Here is an 18,044-nt window from a genome sequence, read left to right as displayed (position 1 = left end):
CGGCTCATTCCCCCCTCACGGCACGTGCGGCTGCTTCTCGGCGCCGGTCCTGCACGACGGCCGTCCAGCGCGCCCGCACCTGTGGTCGGCCGTCGAGCCACTGGGCGCGCGGCAGATCGGCGGGCGGCTCCTCGTCGGCCATCAGATAGGAGAGCTCGGCCAGATACGCGAACTCCTCACCCCGTACGCACGTACGCAACCGGGCCCGGGCGTCGTCGAGCTGATCGGGGTGTCCCAGAACGGCCGCGTGCAGGCACACGGCGAGGCGCACATATGCGATGGACGACGTCAGACCTGCCGCGCGTGCCCGGGCGAGGAGGTCGTCGGCCCGCTCGGGCAGATCCGAGGCCACGCCCGCGTCCCGGATCAGGGCCGCGATGTCGTTCTGGACCTCGGCCCAGCGGATGGAGACCCCGGCGAGCATGTCCTCGGCCCGGGCGATCTGTTCGGCGGACCGGGGCCGGTCCTGGAAGGCGGCGGCGTAGGCCAGACAGGCCTGGGACAACGCCGCCTCACCTGGCTGGCCCGCGCGCAGTGCCTCGTCACGGGCGGCGGCGTACGCGGAGCAGGCGAGCCCCATGCTGCCCTGGGTCCACCACAGATCACCCAGGACCCGGTCGCGTCGGCCCTCGGGGCCCAGGGCCTCGGCGGCGGTGCGGACGTGCCCGAACCGGCCGATGCGGCGCGCCAGATGCACCAGACCCCGGGCGGCCGTGGGGGCGAGGTGTCCACCGGCCTCGGCGACCTGCCGCATCCCTTCCAGCGACGCGTCGAAGTGGCCCAGGTCGCGGTCGCATTCGGCGAGGAAGTACCGGGGTAACTCCAGGAGTTCGGCGGGGAGTTGGCCGCTGGCTAGCACGGTGCGCAGCTGCTCGGCGGTCTCGCCCCGGTGGCGGCGCTGGCGCCGGGCGATCACCGAGAGCGTCACGGCGAGCGCTTCGGCCGGGCTGTCGATACCCGGAGGTGCCTGGGGAGTCTGGGGATCTGTCCCGGCGGCGGGTGGTAACTCGATGGGTTCCCAGACGAAGTCGTCCACATAACGAAACGCCGCGTCGGCCAGCCACGCCAGGTCGAGCCGGTAGTCACGCGCCAGGCGCAGGCCCTGGCGCAGCGCGGCCACCAGTCGCTGCCGCTCGCCGGTGGTCTGGGAGCCCAGGGCGTCGAAGGTGCGGCGCGCGGCCCGCTGCCAGTCTGCGGCGCTCCACCGGTCCTCGCTGGTGCAGTCGGCCTCTCGTACCGCGTCGCGTACGAGATCGTGCAGCCGGTACGGCCAGGGCGCGCCGTGGTCGCTGTCGACGAAGGGCCGCTCGACCAGGTCGAGGGCGGGCGCGTCGTGATCGAGCCCGGCGGAGGCGGTCGCCAGCTCCACCGAGAACGAGTCGAGCAGACTCACCGCGCGCAGCACCCGCCGCACATCGGCGGTGAGATCGCGGAAGGTGCGCGCGACCAGGGCGGGGAAGTCGAGGTTGAAGTCGGTGGGCTCGGGGGCGCGGCCGTCGCGCCGGTAGAGGTCCAGGAACCGCATGACGGCCAGATCGAGATAGAGCGGCAGGCCATGGGAGTTGGCGGTGATCAGCCGGCGGGTGCGGTCGTCTATCAGCGGGCTGCCGCCGAGCGTGAGCCGGTGGCACAGATACGTCTCGCAGTCGCCCGCCGACAGATAGCCCACCGGGTGCTGGCGCGGATCCTCCTCGGAGCCGCCGGCCAGCAGCGGCCAGTACTGCGGGCCAGCCCAGTCCAACTGGCCCTCCAACTGAGGGTCGTCCCACGGGAGTCGGTTGCGGCCGGTGATGATGAACAGCGCGTTCGGCATCAGCCAGACCACGCGCTGGATCAGCCGCTCCAGATCCCGGTGCACCCGGCTGCCGACGTCCTCGAAGGTGTCCAGGAGCACCACGAGCACAGCCCGGTTCCGGGCGGAGACCCGGCTGAGGTCCCAGGCCAGCAGATGGGCGTAGTAGCTCAGCGCCTCCAGGTCCGGATCGGCCTCCAGCAGATCGGCGAGGCGGCGGCAGTCGGCCAGCGCGCGCACCTGGCGCCGGTGCTCGCGCAGCCCGCGCACCACAGCGCGCAGCCCCTGCCCCACCAACGCCCCTGCTGTGCCTGGCAGTTGGAGTGCCTGGGCGACATCGGACAGGGCCGACTGCATCTGCCGGGGCATCGAGCGGGTCGCGGGGAAACGGCTGAACCACGTACGCCGACGTAAGTACTCCTCGATCGGCTCACCGGGGTGGTTGCGCTCCCAGTACCGCTGGAAGGCGAGGTCGAAGGTGGGCATCGGCACCCCGAGCTCCGCCACGGCGAGGCGCAGGGCCAGGATCAGCGCCTCGAAGTCCGTACCGGCGTCCCGCGCCAGATCGACCCGGACCGGAATGACCGGCCCGACCTGCGGGTCCAGCGGCGGCCAGTTCGCCCCGTGGGCCGCGCCGTCCACCAGGTGCTCCGCCACACCACGGGAGAGCGTGGACTTGCCGATGCCGCCCACGCCGTAGAAGACCAGCACATTGCGCCGGGGGGTCTCCAGGTCCTGGACGTCGAAGGCGGGATCGTTCACCCATCGTATGTGGCGTACGAGGCTGGAGGCCACGGTGACCCATTCGTCACGCCGGTCGGCGAAGAAGTCGACCGCCCGTAACTCCCGGTCGTTGGACCGGAACAGCGCGCGCAGATCCGCCCGTGATGACACCGCGACTCCCCACCCCTAGGTCGCCCAACTCACCTAGCGCAGCAGGGTGATGACGCTTAGTCAAGCGGGTTCCGGGCATCGGTGGCGGCCGGGGAGTCCCCGGCCGGACGCTCGGCCTGCCGTTCGGCCGCACGGACCTGCTCGGCGAACGCGCTCGCGGACAGCCGCTCGGCGGCGACGTCGTGGTCGGCGGCCAGCTGGTCGACCGGTGCGGGCGAGGCTTCGTCCAGGTCGAGGACGAGCAGCGCGGCGCCGTCCGGGACGCGGGCGCTCAGCACGATGAGACCGGCCATGTCGTCCAATTCGCGTCGGCCCTCGGCCGCGTTGCCGAGCGCGGCTCCCGCCGTGAAGCCGAGCAGCATCCCGAGCGGGCCGCCAAGCAGACCGATGAGGCCGCCGACCACGCCCGAGCCGACGGTGGGCACGCCCGCGCCGCGCACGTGGTTGTCGGGCACGTCCAGTACGCCGTCCGCCGAACGCTCCAGGATCGCGGCCTGGCGCAGCCCGGGCAGTTCCTTGGCCTGCGCGAACGCGGACCGGCACCGCGCCGGGTCGGCGAACGGCAGCAGGACGACGTGGTGGCGGTCGCTCATGGAGTCTCCCGGCGGCGGTCGAGGTGTCAACGCCCAGCATCACACCGGGCGTGTGCCCGCGCACATCCGTCGGCGCCCCCGCGCACATGCGGTGGCGTAAAAATGTTCAGGTGAAACTGTGCAGTCCAGACTGGACAGTCCAGCCTGAAGGATTTACGGTGGACGATATGACCACGGACGACAGAGAAGAGATCACCGGGGACATCTCCGGGTCGGCCGTCAGCGCGGCGCGTGACCTGCGGGTGGCGTTCAGTCGCCTGCGGCGACGGCTCCGGGAGATCGCCGAGACACAGGACCTCACCCCGTCCCAGGTGTCCGCGCTCACCCTCCTGGGCAAAGCCGGCACCACCTCGGCCAGCGCTCTGGCGGCCACCGAGGGGGTGCGCCCCCAGTCGATGGCCGCCACCCTCGCGGGGTTGGACCGGCACGGGCTGATCCAGCGCCATCCCGACCCCCAGGACGGCCGCCGCCAGCTGGTCAGCCTGACCAGAGCGGGCCGTGAGCGCGCCGAAGGCAACCGGCAGGCCCGCGAGGAGTGGCTGGCCCGGGCGCTCCAGGACCGCTACTCGGAGAACGAGCGGCGCACCATCGTCGAGGCGATGGCCCTGCTGGAACGTCTCACGCAGCCGTGAGCGCGTTAGTCGCACGGATAGCCCGCTCACTGCGCCGACCTTCGACCCGTTCGCAGGACGGCTTCGATCGTCGCCTGATCGCCCCGATGATCCTGGGTTCGGTCCTGAACCCGATCAACTCCTCGATGATCGCGGTCGCGTTGGTGCCGATCGGCGCCGCGTTCGGGGCGCCTCCGGCGCGGACGGCCTGGCTGGTTTCCGCGCTCTATCTCGCCACCGCCATAGGCCAGCCGGTCATCGGACGGCTGGTCGACGGATACGGCCCCCGCCGCCTCTACCTCGTGGGCACGGCCCTGGTCGGCGCCGCCGGGCTCCTCGGCATCCTCGCGCCCACCCTTGGCGTGCTGATCGCGAGTCGAGTGCTGCTCGGCTTCGGCACCTCGGCCGCGTATCCGGCGTCGATGTCGCTGACTCGCAGCGAGGCCGAACGCACTGGCCAGGAGAGCCCGGTCGGCATCCTCACCGCACTGTCGGTGGCCAACCAGGTCACCGCCGTCGTCGGCCCCGCACTCGGCGGACTGCTGATCGGTCTGGGCGGCTGGCAGTGGATCTTCGCGGTCAACATCCCGCTCTCGGCCGCCTGTCTCGTACTCGGCGCGCGGCGCCTGCCCAAGGCGCCCACTGGCGGGAAGGAACAGGACACACGCCTACCGAAGGCGCGGGTGGATCTGGCGGGCATGGGGCTGTTCGCGGTCGCGCTCGTCACCGCGATGCTGTTCCTGATGGGTCCTCAACTCACCCACTGGTACCTGCTGGTGCTCGCCGCTTTGGCGGCAGGAGGTTTTGCCGTACGGGAGTTGCGCACAGCGGAGCCGTTTATCGATCTGCGGGTGTTCGGGAGCAACGGCCCGCTGATGACCACGTATCTGCGGCAGGTGCTGAGCTTCATCACGTTGTACGCCTTCCTGTACGGGTTCACCCAGTGGCTGGAGGAGGGGCGCGGGCTGTCCGCCTCAATGGCCGGGCTGATCCAACTGCCGCTTTCGTTGAGCGCGGTGCTCGTCTCCGGAATCACTGGACGCCGTCCGTGGCTGCGCGGCAAACTCGTCGTCGGCAGCGTCTTCCAGGTGATCGGCTCCGCCCTGTTGCTGCTTCTGGGTTCCGGCAGCGCGGTGTGGCTGCTGATCCTGGTCGGCGTGGTCATGGGGGTTCCGCAGGGCCTCATCGGGCTCGCCAACCAGAACGCGCTGTACCACCAGGCCGACCCCGCCCGCATCGGCTCCGCCGCCGGGCTGCTGCGTACGTTCATGTATCTCGGCGCGTTGATCGCCTCGTCCGCCAACGCCGCCTTCTTCAAGCACGGCGCCGACACCCGGGGGCTGCACGACCTGGGTCTGTTCATGGCCGCCGTGTCCGTCCTGCTCGCCGCGGCCACCCTTCTGGACCCGTCCTTGCGCCGCGTCGGCGCACCGAACCCGTAAACCATGCGACATGACACCCGGCACATCAGAAAGGGCACACCCATGACCCTGACCACTCTCGACGCCCGCACCGCGCTCGTCGTGATCGACCTCCAGAAGGGCATCGTCGTCGCCCCGACCACTCCCCACACCGGCCCCGAAGTGGTGGCCCGCGCTGCCGAACTGGCCGCCGCCTTCCGCTCCCACGACCTCCCGGTCGTTCTCGTACGAGTCACCGTCGCCGCCGACGGAGCGGACGCCACACCGGGCCGCACCGAGGCGAGCCGTGGGGGAGCGGGGCTCCCCGAGGGCTGGGACATCGTTGTCGACGAGCTGTCCGGGCACCCCGAGGACATCAGGGTGACCAAGCGCAACTGGGGCGCGTTCCACGGCACCGACCTCGATCTTCAGCTGCGCCGCCGGGGCGTCACCCAGATCGTGCTGGCCGGAATCGCCACGAGCATCGGCGTGGAGTCCACCGCACGCGCCGCCCATGAGCACGGCTACCACGTCACCCTGGCCATCGACGCCATGGCCGACCTGGACGCGGAGGCGCATCGCAACAGCGTGGAGCGGATCTTCCCGCGCCTCGGTGAGAGCGGTACCACGGCCGAGATCGTCGAGCTGCTGGCCAAGACGCGTCCCTGAATCCGGGGAGCGCCCCCCCTTTGCGTGCGCGTGTTCGGAATTCGGGCAAGCTGGCCCATGCGAGCGATCTTCTGCGCGTCGCCGGGCCGGTTGGCGGCTCCTGGGCGCTCGACCGTTTCTGCTGGCGGGGTCCGCTGTTCGCGTCCCCGTAGATCGGAGCGTCCGTGCCGAACCGCGCCCGCGCAAGAAGCCTGCTGGTACGGCTTGCGGTGGTGACAGCCCTGGCCGGTACGCCGTTGGCGGCGGCCTGGCCCAGCGCCGCAGTCTCGCTGCCCCCACCGCTGGGTGCCTGTTCGGGCCCGCAGTGTCCGGGCACCTACCCGCCGCCGCACAACGGTGACTTCGTCGGGCGGGACGCCTCGATCAACGTGTTCGTCGGCGGCGACTACACGGTGCAGGGCCGGGCCGCCGAGGTGGAGGGGCAGGTCGTCACGCTCGGCGGTCTGAGCATCGCCAAGAACGGCGGCGGCGCGTTCAACATGAGTGTCGTCGGCGTGGGCTCGCGGGTGGTCCCGCCGGACGGCACGGACTTCGTCACGGTCGGCAAGGGCGTCTCGGTCGCGGGCGGCAACACGCTCTACCTCGGTGGTTCCGACTCCAAGACGACCGCCTGGGGGAATCTGCGGTACGGCACGACGGCCACCGGGACGATCAGTATCGCCCCGACCGGCAAGGCCATCCAGGACAGCGGCGCGGGCGCCAAGTACGCCGACCTGCTGCCGGTCATCGAGCGGTTCTCACACTCCATGGCCCGCCAGAGCGCCACCGGTACGGTCACCGCGTCGAGCGGCGCGGTCACGTTCAAGGGCGACGGCACCAGCAAACGGCAGGTCTTCAACGTCCCCGGTGACCTCGGTGGGCCGACGACGCAGGTGGGTCTGGCCTTCACGGGCATCCCGGCCGGCGCGACCGTGATCGTGAACATGCTCTCGAACACCCCCACCATCAACACCTACACCGGCACCGGTCTCCCGGGCGATCAACTGACCCAACTGCGGCCGAAGTTGATGTGGAACTTCCCCACCGCGACCACCGTGCGGCTCACCGGTGGCGCCCAGTTCCAGGGCTCGATGATGGCGGGCAACCCGGCCGGCACCACGACGATCTCCACACCGGGCATGAACGGCCGCGTCTACCTCGCCGGCAACCTGGTCCAGGAGGGCTCCGGCGGCTATGAACTGCACAGCTACCCCTTCGACGGGGATCTGCCGGACGACGAGCCGCCTGTCGTCCACGGCCGGATCAGCGTGACCAAGAAGGCGTCCGACACGGGCCGTCCGCTGCCGGGCGCGGTGTTCCAGCTGTGGCGGGAGTCCAATGGCCAGGCCGGGTTGCAGACCGGCGGCGCCACACCGGACACGGCGGTCGGCGGTGCGTGCACAACGGGTGCGGACGGCGAGTGCCGGGTGGCCGATCTGTCGCTGGGCTCGTACTACTGGCAGGAGACGAAGGCGCCGAACGGCTATGAGCTGCCCCGGCCCAATGTGTCCGGCCCGCACGAGCTGACCGCCGAGAACGCCGAGCGAGGCGTCGCCGTCACCGTCGAGGACGCCCCGATCCCGCCGGTCCACGGCGGCATCTACGTGCACAAGACGGACGAGACGACCCACCGGCCACTGAGCGGGGTGGTGTTCGAGCTGTGGCGGGAGACCAACGGGCGGCCGGGCCTGCAGACGTCCGGCCCCGGTCCCGACACCAAGACCGGCCCCGCGTGCGCGACCAACGGCACGGGCAGATGCGACTTCGACCGCCTTGACCTGGGCACGTACTACGTCCGGGAGGTCGCGGTCCCCGAGGGGTATGTGCTGCCCGGCAACCCCGTCTCGGGTCCGTACGTCCTCACCGCCGAGAACGCGCCGAAGGGCATCGAGCTGCGGCTCACCAACAAGCGCGGCGAGCCGGACAAGGGGAAGGGCAAGGGCAAGGGAGGCCCGCGCCACTGATGGGGCACGGCGGCTCGCACTGACCCACGGCGGCCCCGGTCCGTACGCGAACATCGTGTACGGGCCGGGGCCGCCCGCCTGATCCGTCGTAGTGCACCGCCACCCGGATGGCCCCGGGCACCCGGCGGCCCGTGCCGTGCCGTGCTCGAATGGCGCCAAGGCGCCGGTGCCTGGACGCTGTCGCCGCATCCAGCGACCCGGAGCACGTGATGATCCCGCTCATACGCAGCCGCCTTCGCCAGGCGATATCCCTCGGCCTGTTCGCCGCGCTGGCGACCGGCCTGACCGCCGAGTCCGCGTCGGCGGCACCGCCGCCCGAGCCCGCGTGCACCGCGGACACCGGCCCGTATCAATGGCAGCTGGAGCGGTATCTGAAGCTCCCCGTCGACGGCCGCCAGTCGCCCGCCGACTGCGCGGCGATCCGGACCTTCCAGGCGCACAACGGCATCGTCCCGGCCGACGGCTACGCGAGCCTCGCCACGTACCGTACGACCTTGGTGATCGAAGAGCACCGCGCTCCCAACAAGGCCGGAAAGTGTCCCCGGCGGGAGGACCGGGTCGTCTGTGTCGATCTGGAGCGGCAGCTCCTGTGGGTGCAGCGGGACGGCCGGGTGATCTATCCGGCGGTCGCGGTCCGCAGCGGCCGCTGGGGTCAGACGACCCGCGACGGATGGCACGAGATCACCGAGCGTCGCATCGACGACCACTCCGAGCTCTACGACAACGCGCCCATGCCGTACGCCCAGTACTTCTCGGGCGGCCAGGCCTTCCACGGGGTGTACGGCGACCTCTTCAACGGCGGCGGCTCGGCGGGCTGCATCAATCTCCGGCTGGCCGACGCCCAGCGGCTGTGGAACACCATCGAGATCGGCGACGCCGTCTTCATCTGGGGGCAGAAACCGGCCACGGGGACCGTGCGCGGCGCATCCGCCGCTCACCGCTGACGCCGAGGGGCCGGAGACGGCCCCCGGAGGTGGAACGGATCCCCGCTGATGCTTATCTATACCGGTGCACACCCCTGCGTGGTGCTGCCCCCGGGCGCGCGTGCCCGCGTGCCCGGGTGAACAACTGGCAGAGAGCGTCACTGATTTCATGGGTCTCACGAGCGGCAAGGTCCTGGCTCTGGCCGTGTTCGGCGCGATGGTGCTGTTCGCGGTCACTGTCTGGCTGTGGCCGAACCTGGCACGGAACACCTGGCGAGCCATTCTGGGGAGGGTGGGGCTGATCCTCTCGGTCCAGCTCCTGGTGTTCGCCTCGGTGGGCCTCATCGCCAACAACACCTTCCTGTTCTACGGCTCGTGGGCGGATCTCCTCGGTCACCAGGACGGGGTCGGGGTCATGGACAACGCGGCCGCCGGCCCGGACGTGAAGCTGATCGCCAAGCAGAAGGTCGACGTCCCCGGCGGCGGAACGCCCCATATCGGCGGAGAGATCCAGAAGGTCATGGTGCAGGGCGAGAAGTCTCATATCGCCAGCCCGGCCTATGTGTATCTGCCGCCGGAGTACTTCCAGAAGGCGTACGAGGGCAAGAAGTTCCCGGTGTCGGTGGTGCTCACCGGGTTCCCGGGCACCGCCGAGAACCTGCTCAAGGGGCTGCGTTATCCGAAGACGGCCTGGATGCAGGCCAAGGACCACAAGATGCTGCCGATGATCCTGGTGATGATGCGGCCGACCGTGGTGCCGCCGCGCAACACCCAGTGCGTCGACATCCCGCACGGCCCGCAGACCGAGACGTTCTTCGCCGCCGATCTGCCGCGCGCGATCTCGTCCAACTACCGGGTCGGCACCAAGCCGCGCAACTGGGGCTTCATCGGCGACTCCACCGGCGGCTACTGCGCTCTGGCGGTGGCGCTGCACCACCCGGAGAAGTACGCGGCCGGGGTGGGTCTGTCGGCCGACTACAAGCCCGAGATCGACATGGACTCCGGTGACCTCTTCCACGGCAACAAGCGTGAGGAACACCGGGCGGACCTGCTGTGGGCCCTGGACCACCTGCCGCAGGGCAACTCCTCCTTCCTGGTCACCACGTCCAAGAAGGGCGAGAGCAACTACCGGGCGACGCAGAAGTTCATCGCGAAGGTGAAGGCCCCCGCCCGGGTCTCCTCGATCACCCTGGACACCGGAGGCCACAACTTCAACACCTGGCGCCGGGAGATCCCGCCGGCCCTCGACTGGCTCAGCAGTCGGCTCAGCGCGAACTGAGCGCGGCCGCCGGGCAGTTGAGTGGCTGCCCGGCCAGGCTCAAGCGGCGCGGGCCGCCCGGCGGTAGCCGCCGGGGGCCTCGCCGTACTCCCGCTTGAACGCCTTGGCGAAGGCGTACTCGGAGCTGTAGCCGGTCTGCGCGGCGACCGTGGTCAGCGGGGACTCGGACTCGCGCAGCAGCCTGGCGGCGGTCGTCATGCGCCACCGCGTCAGATAGGCCATGGGCGGCTCGCCCACCAGCGTCGTGAAGCGGCGGGCGAAGGCCGCGCGGGACAGACCCGCCCGGTCGGCCAGCGCCTCCACGGTCCACTGGGTCGACGGGGTCTCGTGGATGGCGGCGAGCGCCGGTGCGACTGCGGAGTCGCCGAGCGCGGCCGCCCAGCCCGCGGCGGCCGCGGGCGGCTGGTCCTCGAACCAGGCGCGCAGGATGTAGAGAAGCAGCGAGTCGATGAGCGCGGGGACGATGCCCGTCGACCCGATGCGCGGGTTCTCCAGCTCCGAGCCGAGCAGCTGGACCGCCGCACTGAGTTCGGGGTGCCGGCCGTGCCGGGTGGGCAGGTGGATGATCTCGGGCAGCTGTCGTACGAGTGGATGCGGACGGCCCTGGTCCAGTTGGTAGTTGCCGCACAGCAGACTGGTGCGTGGCCCGTCGCCGCCGAGGGTGACCGTGCCGATCGGAGTGCCCGCCCGGTACTGGCCGTGCCCCTCCATCTCGGCCGGGGTGGTGGGCTGATCGGCGAGGATGTGACCGCGACCGTCCCGCAGGAAGAGCACATCGCCGGGGCTCAGCGCGATGGGCTCGGCGCCGGGGGCGTTGTCCAGCGGGACCAGCCAGCACGTTCCGTACAGCACCACATGGAAGCCGGCGCCCGCGACCGGGGGGAGGCGCAGGCCCCAGGGCGCGCGGCCCTCGGTGCGTACGGAAGCGGGCTGCCCCGTCCGCATCGAGCTCAGTGCCTCGGTCAGGATGTCCAACGCCTGCCCCTTCTCTCCATGTCCCACCTGCGGTTGTGCCTGCGCACCCACCCTAGGACCTGTTGTCACTCGGCGACGGTCAGGACGACCTTGCCCTGGACCCGGCCCAACTCGACCACTTCATGGGCCTTGGCGGCGTCGGTGAGCGGGAACGTCTCGCTCACATGCGGGCGGATGCTGCCCGCGTCGATGAGCGCGGCGATGGCCTCAAGAGAGGCGTAGTCGGGCTCGACGGAGATGCCCGCGAAGCGCCGTCCGGCGGCCTCGACCTGGGCGGCGAGCTCCTGGTTCCCGTGCTCCATGATGGTGACGAGGGTGCCGCCGGGCCGCAGTATCTCCAGGGAACTGGCGCCCTGCGAGGACGAGTCGAAGACGACGTCGAGGTCGTGTACCGCCTCGGTGAGGTCCGTGGTCCGGTAGTCGATGACCTCGTCGGCGCCCAGTCCGCGCAGGAAGTCGTGCTTGGGCTCGCTCGCCAGGGCGATGACGTGGGCGCCGCGCGCCTTGGCGATCTGGACGGCGAAGTGGCCGACGCCACCGGCCGCGCGGTGGATCAACACCCGCTGTCCTTCGGTGACCCGGGCCGCGTCGACCAGACCCTGCCACGCGGTGAGCGCGGCGAGCGGCACGGCGGCGGCATGGGTGTGGTCGATCGTGGTGGGCTTACGGGCGACCTGCCGCGAGGGGACGGCGACGTACTCGGCGTAGCCGGTGGCGGCGCGCGGGAAGAACGGCATGCCGTACACCTCGTCGCCCGGCTTGAAGCGGGCGCCCGGGCCGGTCTCCTCGACGACACCGGAGATGTCCCAGCCGACACCGAACGGCGGCTCGCCGAGCAGCGGGAACGCACCCGAACGCACGGCCACGTCTGCCGGGTTGATACCGCTGGCGTGGACGCGGATCAGGACCTCACCGCTGAGCGGCGTGGGGCGCTCCATCTCGACGGTCTCCAGGACCTCGGGGCCGCCGAAGGACTTCTGGATGACTGCGCGCATCGAAGACATGAGAAGACTTCTTTCTTGAGTGTTTGGTCCGGCCCCTCGGTGAGGGCCGGTTCTTCATGTCGCTCAGCCTAGGAAGATCGAACGAGCCGATGAATATCTCTCTGTCTCCGGAAGATGTCCGATCGTCTCGCCGATGGTGCGGGTCGATCGATGCGTGCCGGAGGAGTCGGTGCGGGGCGCCGCGTGGCACCGCGAGGTGGTGGTGCGTTCCTCTTCGGCCGTCGAGCCGGCGCAGGAGGCACCAAATGGTCCACTGGGAAAGGATGTTGGAGAGGTACTGTTCGGCGAGCGCGGAGCTGTACCACGGATATCCGAGGGGAAAGAAGGCTGATCATGGCTTTGTCGACGTCCAGCCCTGTCACCCTGCACATCAACGGCGAGAAGCACACGCTGTCCGTCGATCACCGCACCACACTGCTCGACGCCCTACGCGAGCGGCTCGATCTCACCGGGACGAAGAAGGGGTGCGACCAAGGCCAGTGCGGGGCCTGCACCGTACTGATCGACGGGCGCCGGGCCGTTTCCTGTCTGCAGTTGGCGGTCGCCGCCGAGGGGCGTGAGATCACCACGATCGAAGGGGTCGCGGAGGGCGACCGGCTGCATCCGGTGCAGCAGGCGTTCCTCGACCTCGACGGTTTCCAGTGCGGTTACTGCACGCCCGGCCAGATCTGTTCGGCCCTCGCGGTGATCGAGGAGCATGCGGCGGGCTGGCCGAGCGCCGTGACCGCCGACGTGAGTCCGGAGGCGGGTGTGGCGCCGCTGACCGCTGATGAGATCAGGGAGCGGATGAGCGGCAACCTGTGCCGCTGTGGGGCGTACGTATCGATCGTCCAGGCCGTCGCACGGGCGGCGGCCGCGAACCCACCTGGCGTGGCCGGCGCCATCGATGAGGAGGTTTCGGCATGAGGGAGTTCGGCTATCGGCGTGCCGTCGACGTACCCGGTGCGGTCGCGCTGCTCGACAGCGAGCCCGATGCGCGCTTCCTCGGCGGCGGGACCAACCTCGTCGACCTGATGAAGGCGGGAGTGGAACGCCCCGGGCTCCTCGTCGACGTACGGGACCTGCCGCTCGACCGGATCGAGGAGACGGACGACGGCGGGCTGCGTATCGGCGCGACCGTCACCAACAGCGATCTCGCCGCCGACCCCCGGGTGCGCCGCCACTACCCCGCGCTGGCGCAGGCGGTGCTGGCGGGAGCGTCGGGGCAGCTGCGCAACATGGCCACGGTCGGCGGGAACCTGCTCCAACGAACTCGCTGCGCCTACTTCACCGACCTCGTACGACCGTGCAACAAGCGTGTCCCCGGCAGCGGTTGCGCGGCCGTCGCGGGGGAGCACCGCAACCACGCGATCCTCGGCGCCTCCGAGCACTGTGTGGCGGTGCACCCCTCCGACATGGCGGTGGCGCTGGCCGCGTTCGACGCGGTCGTGTCGTACGAGTCGGTCGACGGGCCCGGTGAGGTGCCGCTGGAGGCCTTCTACCTGCCCGTCGGTGACACCCCGCACCTGGAGAGCGCGCTCCCGCTCGGCGCGCTCATCACCGGGGTCACCCTGCCGCCCGCCCCGCTCGCCGCCCACTCCCGCTATCGCAAGGTGCGCGAGCGGGCGTCGTACGCGTTCGCGATCGGCTCGGTCGCCGCCGCGCTCGACGTACGGGACGGCCTGGTCCATGACGTACGTCTCGCCTTCGGGGCGGTCGCCTCACGGCCGTGGCGGGCCAGGACGGCCGAGCGGGCGCTGGTCGGCGGACCCGCGAGCGCCGAGGCGTTCGCGGCCGCGGCCGACGCCGAGCTGGCGGCCGCCGAGCCGCTGTCCGACAACGGATACAAGGTGACTCTGATGCGCAATCTCGTGGTGGCCGTGCTGACCGAGCTCAATGAGGAGGCCGGCCGATGACCACCGTGACTGGACCCACCGCGGTCACCGGGGCCGTGGGCACCGCCCACACACGTCTGGAGGGCGTGGACAAGGTCACGGGCGCTGCCCGCTACGCGGCCGAGGTGCCGTTCGCCGAACTCGCCCATGGGTGGCTGGTGTTGTCCACGGTCGCCCGGGGCCGCATCAGCGTGGTGGAGGCCGACCCGGTCCTCGCGATGCCCGGCGTCCTCACCGTCCTGTACCACGCCAACGCACCCCGAATCGCTGTGGACTTCGCCGGTCTCCTCGGCCCTCCCGACCCGGTCGTCGAGGTCTTCCAGCACGACCGCGTCCCGTACTTCGGCTGGCCGGTGGCGCTGGTCGTCGCCGAGACGTCCGAGCAGGCGCGAGAGGCCGCCGAGGCGCTGGTCGTACGGTACGAGGAGGAGCCGCACGACGTGGAGTTCCACGCCGGACGCCCCGGTACGTACACGCCGGACAACCCGCAGGCCGCGGCCGAGAAGGGTGACGTCGAGGGTTCGCTCGCCGACTCCGCGGTACGGGTGGACGCGCGGTACACCACTCCGGAAGAGCACCACAGCGCGATGGAGCCGCACGCGGCGACGGCCCGCTGGGACGGCGGTCGGCTCGAAGTCTTCGACTCCAACCAGGGCAGCAGGTGGGTGGCGGACGACCTCGCCAGGTTGTTCTCCCTCGACGCGGCCTCCGTGCGCGTACGCTCGGAACACATCGGCGGGGCCTTCGGGGCCAAGGGGGTGCGCCCGCACCAGGTGTGCGCGGTGCTGGCCGCGACCGTGCTGCACCGGCCGGTCCGGGTCGTTCTGACGCGTCGTCAGACCTTCTCGCTCATCGGCTACCGCAGCCCCACCGCACACCACGTCAGGCTCGGCGCCGACGCGGACGGACGGCTGCGCGCCTTCGAGCACGAGACCCAGAACCTGACCTCCACCGTGTCGGAGTTCGTGGAGTACAGCGCCAATGTGGGGCGGGTGATGTACGACGCCGAGGCGCATCGCACCGTGCACCGCGTGGTGGCGCTCGATGTGCCGACGCCGACCTGGATGCGCGCGCCCGGCGAGGCGCCCGGCTCGTTCGCGGTCGAGTCCGCGCTCGACGAGCTCGCCGAGCAGTGCGGCCTGGACCCGATCGAGCTGCGCGCCCGCAACGAGCCGGTCGTGGGGCCCGTCAGCGGACTGCCGTTCAGCACCCGCGATGTGCTCGGCTGCTTCCGCGAAGGCGCCCGCAGGTTCGGCTGGGCGGACCGCGATCCGCGCCCCGGCGTGCGGCGCGACGGACGCTGGCTGCTCGGCACCGGTACGGCCGCGTCCACGTATCCGTCCGGTGTCCTGCCGTCCACGGCGGCCGTGACGGCGGAGGCGGACGGCACGTTCACCGTCCGGATCAGCGCGGCCGATGTGGGCACCGGGGCGCGGACCGCGCTGGCGCTGGTCGCCGCGGACGCCCTTGAGGTCGCGTCGGACCGGATCCAAGTGCACATCGGGGACAGCGACTTCGGCCCGGCGTGGGTCGCCGGTGGATCGGCGGGCACCCGGTCGTGGGCCTGGGCGGTCATGGCGGCGGCCCGGGAGCTGCGCGAACAACTGGTCCCCGGGGGCGCGATCCCGCCCGAGGGGATCACCGCACGGTCGGACACCGCCGAGCTGGTCGGTGCGCTGGCGAAGAAGGAACGCCATTCGTTCGGCGCCCAGTTCGCCGAGGTCGCCGTGGACGTCACCACCGGCGAGGTACGCGTACGGCGCATGCTCGGCATCTTCGCGGCGGGCCGGATCGTCAACCCCCTCACCGCACGCAGCCAGTTCATCGGCGGTATGACCTGGGGCATCTCCATGGCCCTGCACGAGGAGGCGGTCCGGGACCCGGCGTCGGGCGGCCATGTCGCCCCCGACCTCGCGGGCTACCACATCGCGGCCAACGCCGATGTCCCGCTGATCGAGGCGGACTGGGTGGACGATCCCGACCCGGACGACCCCGTCGGGATCAAGGGCATCGGCGAGATCGGCATCGTGGGAGCGGCGGCGGCGATCGCCAACGCGGTCTGGCACGCCACGGGCGTACGCCACCGCCACCTGCCGATCCGGCCCGACCGGGTGCTGGCGGCGGGCGCCGTGGCCGGGGCCCCCGTCGGCAAAGGGAGGTGACGCTACGCATTCGGCGTAGGAGCGGTGGCTGAGGTGGTGGTCGTGCCGCACGGTGTGGACCAAGGGGTGCGGTGTTGTGTCCCGTCTCCTCGATCTCCCTTGTCGATCAATCGACCTATCGAACAGGAGAACCACCTCTGATGCGTGCCACCTGGACCGCTGCCGCCCTGACCGCAGCGCTCAGCCTGACCTCGGTCGCCTCGGCCGCCGCCGTCGCGCTTCCCGGTCCCGACACCCCGCGCCCGGTCACGGCACCGGCCTCGCCCACGGCGCAGCCCGTGGCAGCGGTCCCGGCGATGCCGATGGCGAAGGATCCCGTTGTCCCGGAGAAGGCACCGAGCCCATCGGTGTCCCCGAGCACGGCTCCGGCGTCGCCGAGCACCGAGTCGGCGGCGGTCGCCGACGACGGAGGCGGTGGGCTGTTGTCGGTCGTGACGGGGTTGCTGAACACCCTCCAGGGCCTGCTCGGCAGTCTCCTCGGGATCAAGCTGCCGCCGTTGCCCCCGCTCCCCGCGTTGCCGGGCGGCGCGCTCACCGACCATGCGACGACGACCCGGCACGTACCGGCGGACACGCTGGCGGAGCTGCGGAAGACGGTCGACGCGCTGCGCGCCGCCGAGGCCGCCGCCCGCCCGTAGTACGCGAAGGCCGTGCCCGGGGCGGAAGCGCAGTCGTCCCGGGCGCGGCCTTCGTCACGGCGCTCACCGGTAGTTGAGCTCGGCGAGGTTGGTGGCCAGGTTCCGGCGGAAGGCGGGGACGCGGCCGAGCAGGGGCAGAACGGTGTTGCGCAGGGCGCGCACCGGGCCGGTGGCGGTGGAGATCCGGGTCATCCGGTCGGTGAAGGCGACCACCTGCTCGGCGACCGGGCGGCGGCGTGCCTCGTACTCGTCCAGCGTCCTGGTGGCGAAGGCGCGGCCGAGGAAGTGGGCGTCCTGGATACCGGTGTTCATGCCCTGGCCGCCGGCCGGGCTGTGGACGTGGGCGGCGTCGCCTGCGAGGAAGAGACGGCCGGCCCGGTAGTGGTCGGCGACGCGGTGGTGGACGCGGAAGCGCGAGGACCACACCAGGTCGGTCACATGCGCCTGGCCCGGGGCGCGCTCGTCGAGCAGGCGCTGGACGTAGCCGAGGTCGGGCTCGGCCGGCGCCTCGTCGACGGTGGCGACCACGCGGTAGCGCTCGCCGGGCAGTGGCGCGACGACGAAGAGTCCGTCGGTGCCGAAGGCCAGGCCCACTTCCTCGGGGCCCGGCGCCCACTTCATGGTGACGTCCGCGAGCACGAAGGACTGACCGTACGAGCCGCCGGTGAAGCCGATGCCCGCCGCTTCGCGGACCACGCTGTGCATCCCGTCCGCGCCGACCGTGTACGCGGCCCGAAGCCGCTCGCCGGTGCTCATGGTGAGGGTGACCCCGTCGTCGTCCTGCTCGACGGCGCTGATCTCGTACGGTCGGTGAACATCGCCGCCGAGCTCGCGCAGCCGGGCCAGCAGGACCGCCTCGGTCTCGTACTGCGGGGTCAGCAGGGTGTACGGGTACCGCGTCGGGAGGTCGCCGAAGGGGATGGTGAGCAGGTGGCGGGCGCCGTCGCGCACGGTGAAGCGGTTCAGTCGCAGCCCCCGGGCGATCAGTGCGTCGGCGGCGCCGAGCTCTTCCAGGACCTCCAGGGTGCGGGCGTGCACCACACCGGCGCGGGAGGTGTTGGCACCCTCGGCGAGACGGTCGAGCAGGACGAACTCGATGCCCGACTGCGCCAGGGTGACGGCGAGTGCCAGACCGGTCGGCCCGGCGCCGACGATCGCGACGTGTGTGGTCTCGGGGAGTGCGGTACCGGTCATGGTGGAGCCCCCTTCTGATGTGCCAACGAGTGTTGGCCAACGCCTGTTGACAACGATGTACCCCAACTTATGGCGTGTCAACACTTGTTGGCC

The 18,044-nt window shown here is 71.1% G+C and carries 15 protein-coding genes; 10 read left to right on the top strand and 5 right to left on the bottom strand.

Features of this window, described 5'->3' with window-relative positions; translation table 11 throughout:
* Positions 1-4: 4 nt before the first annotated feature.
* Both BG418_RS11590 and BG418_RS11585 read right to left on the bottom strand, forming a co-directional pair.
* Positions 5-2,686: an ATP/GTP-binding protein gene (locus BG418_RS11590; protein ID WP_188273669.1), complete on the bottom strand. Its 2,682-nt coding sequence runs from the start codon at positions 2,684-2,686 to the stop codon at positions 5-7.
* Between the two features lie 56 nt (positions 2,687-2,742).
* Positions 2,743-3,279, bottom strand: a complete 537-nt coding sequence (locus BG418_RS11585) for a histidine kinase (RefSeq protein ID WP_188273668.1) — start codon at positions 3,277-3,279, stop codon at positions 2,743-2,745.
* 167 nt (positions 3,280-3,446) lie between these two features.
* Here BG418_RS11585 and BG418_RS11580 point away from each other — a divergent pair, with 167 nt between their 5' ends.
* The 6 genes from BG418_RS11580 to BG418_RS11555 all read left to right on the top strand — a co-directional run bounded on the left by BG418_RS11580 (position 3,447) and on the right by BG418_RS11555 (position 10,104).
* Positions 3,447-3,911 carry a MarR family winged helix-turn-helix transcriptional regulator gene (locus BG418_RS11580; protein ID WP_188273667.1) on the top strand — a complete coding sequence of 155 codons (465 nt, stop codon included), beginning with the start codon at positions 3,447-3,449 and terminating at the stop codon, positions 3,909-3,911.
* Entirely contained in the window at positions 3,908-5,332 is a 1,425-nt protein-coding gene (locus BG418_RS11575; RefSeq protein WP_398998409.1) for an MFS transporter, read from the top strand. The genes BG418_RS11580 and BG418_RS11575 overlap by 4 nt, the downstream gene beginning before the upstream one ends.
* 42 nt (positions 5,333-5,374) lie before the next feature.
* Positions 5,375-5,959, top strand: coding sequence for a hydrolase (locus tag BG418_RS11570; RefSeq protein WP_188273666.1), 585 nt, complete (start codon positions 5,375-5,377; stop codon positions 5,957-5,959).
* Between the two features lie 164 nt (positions 5,960-6,123).
* Positions 6,124-7,902 carry a choice-of-anchor A family protein gene (locus BG418_RS11565; protein ID WP_188273665.1) on the top strand — a complete coding sequence of 593 codons (1,779 nt, stop codon included), beginning with the start codon at positions 6,124-6,126 and terminating at the stop codon, positions 7,900-7,902.
* 209 nt (positions 7,903-8,111) lie between these two features.
* Complete coding sequence (locus BG418_RS11560) at positions 8,112-8,846, top strand: L,D-transpeptidase family protein (protein ID WP_188273664.1); 735 nt, start codon at positions 8,112-8,114, stop codon at positions 8,844-8,846.
* 148 nt (positions 8,847-8,994) lie between these two features.
* Entirely contained in the window at positions 8,995-10,104 is a 1,110-nt protein-coding gene (locus BG418_RS11555; RefSeq protein WP_188273663.1) for an esterase family protein, read from the top strand.
* Between the two features lie 39 nt (positions 10,105-10,143).
* On the opposite strand, the gene BG418_RS11550 is transcribed toward BG418_RS11555, so the two are convergent.
* The gene (locus BG418_RS11550) at positions 10,144-11,079 is read right to left on the bottom strand and encodes an AraC family transcriptional regulator (RefSeq protein WP_188273662.1); all 936 of its coding nucleotides are present in this window, start codon (positions 11,077-11,079) and stop codon (positions 10,144-10,146) included.
* Between the two features lie 65 nt (positions 11,080-11,144).
* A complete protein-coding gene (locus BG418_RS11545; RefSeq protein WP_188273747.1) occupies positions 11,145-12,074 on the bottom strand; it encodes an NADP-dependent oxidoreductase in 930 nt (309 codons plus the stop codon).
* 342 nt (positions 12,075-12,416) lie between these two features.
* Between BG418_RS11545 and BG418_RS11540 the strand changes: the two genes are divergently transcribed.
* The 4 genes from BG418_RS11540 to BG418_RS11525 all read left to right on the top strand — a co-directional run bounded on the left by BG418_RS11540 (position 12,417) and on the right by BG418_RS11525 (position 16,757).
* On the top strand, positions 12,417-12,989 hold the full coding sequence (locus tag BG418_RS11540) for a 2Fe-2S iron-sulfur cluster-binding protein (protein WP_188273661.1): 573 nt from the start codon (positions 12,417-12,419) through the stop codon (positions 12,987-12,989).
* Positions 12,986-13,978, top strand: a complete 993-nt coding sequence (locus BG418_RS11535) for a xanthine dehydrogenase family protein subunit M (protein WP_188273660.1) — start codon at positions 12,986-12,988, stop codon at positions 13,976-13,978. Before BG418_RS11540 ends, BG418_RS11535 begins: the two co-directional genes overlap by 4 nt.
* Positions 13,975-16,119 (top strand): xanthine dehydrogenase family protein molybdopterin-binding subunit, encoded by a 2,145-nt coding sequence (locus BG418_RS11530; protein WP_188273659.1) that lies wholly within the window; start codon positions 13,975-13,977, stop codon positions 16,117-16,119. The genes BG418_RS11535 and BG418_RS11530 overlap by 4 nt, the downstream gene beginning before the upstream one ends.
* Before the next feature lie 140 nt (positions 16,120-16,259).
* Complete coding sequence (locus tag BG418_RS11525; protein WP_188273658.1) at positions 16,260-16,757, top strand: hypothetical protein; 498 nt, start codon at positions 16,260-16,262, stop codon at positions 16,755-16,757.
* Positions 16,758-16,820: 63 nt separating this feature from the next.
* On the opposite strand, the gene BG418_RS11520 is transcribed toward BG418_RS11525, so the two are convergent.
* On the bottom strand, positions 16,821-17,951 hold the full coding sequence (locus BG418_RS11520; protein ID WP_188273657.1) for an NAD(P)/FAD-dependent oxidoreductase: 1,131 nt from the start codon (positions 17,949-17,951) through the stop codon (positions 16,821-16,823).
* Between the last annotated feature and the right edge of the window lie 93 nt (positions 17,952-18,044).

This window comes from Streptomyces sp. CBMA152 (assembly GCF_014596475.1).
Taxonomy (GTDB): domain Bacteria; phylum Actinomycetota; class Actinomycetes; order Streptomycetales; family Streptomycetaceae; genus Streptomyces.
This window is presented reverse-complemented; position numbering and strand designations above follow the sequence as displayed.

Excerpts from the sequence above, each read along its gene's own strand:
- BG418_RS11585 (WP_188273668.1), bottom strand. The coding sequence starts at position 3,279 with ATGAGCGACCGCCACCACGTCGTCCTGCTGCCGTTCGCCGACCCGGCG.
- BG418_RS11580 (WP_188273667.1), top strand. The coding sequence starts at position 3,447 with ATGACCACGGACGACAGAGAAGAGATCACCGGGGACATCTCCGGGTCG.
- BG418_RS11570 (WP_188273666.1), top strand. The coding sequence starts at position 5,375 with ATGACCCTGACCACTCTCGACGCCCGCACCGCGCTCGTCGTGATCGAC.
- BG418_RS11560 (WP_188273664.1), top strand. The coding sequence starts at position 8,112 with ATGATCCCGCTCATACGCAGCCGCCTTCGCCAGGCGATATCCCTCGGC.
- BG418_RS11555 (WP_188273663.1), top strand. The coding sequence starts at position 8,995 with ATGGGTCTCACGAGCGGCAAGGTCCTGGCTCTGGCCGTGTTCGGCGCG.
- BG418_RS11545 (WP_188273747.1), bottom strand. The coding sequence starts at position 12,074 with ATGCGCGCAGTCATCCAGAAGTCCTTCGGCGGCCCCGAGGTCCTGGAG.
- BG418_RS11540 (WP_188273661.1), top strand. The coding sequence starts at position 12,417 with ATGGCTTTGTCGACGTCCAGCCCTGTCACCCTGCACATCAACGGCGAG.
- BG418_RS11535 (WP_188273660.1), top strand. The coding sequence starts at position 12,986 with ATGAGGGAGTTCGGCTATCGGCGTGCCGTCGACGTACCCGGTGCGGTC.
- BG418_RS11530 (WP_188273659.1), top strand. The coding sequence starts at position 13,975 with ATGACCACCGTGACTGGACCCACCGCGGTCACCGGGGCCGTGGGCACC.
- BG418_RS11525 (WP_188273658.1), top strand. The coding sequence starts at position 16,260 with ATGCGTGCCACCTGGACCGCTGCCGCCCTGACCGCAGCGCTCAGCCTG.
- BG418_RS11520 (WP_188273657.1), bottom strand. The coding sequence starts at position 17,951 with ATGACCGGTACCGCACTCCCCGAGACCACACACGTCGCGATCGTCGGC.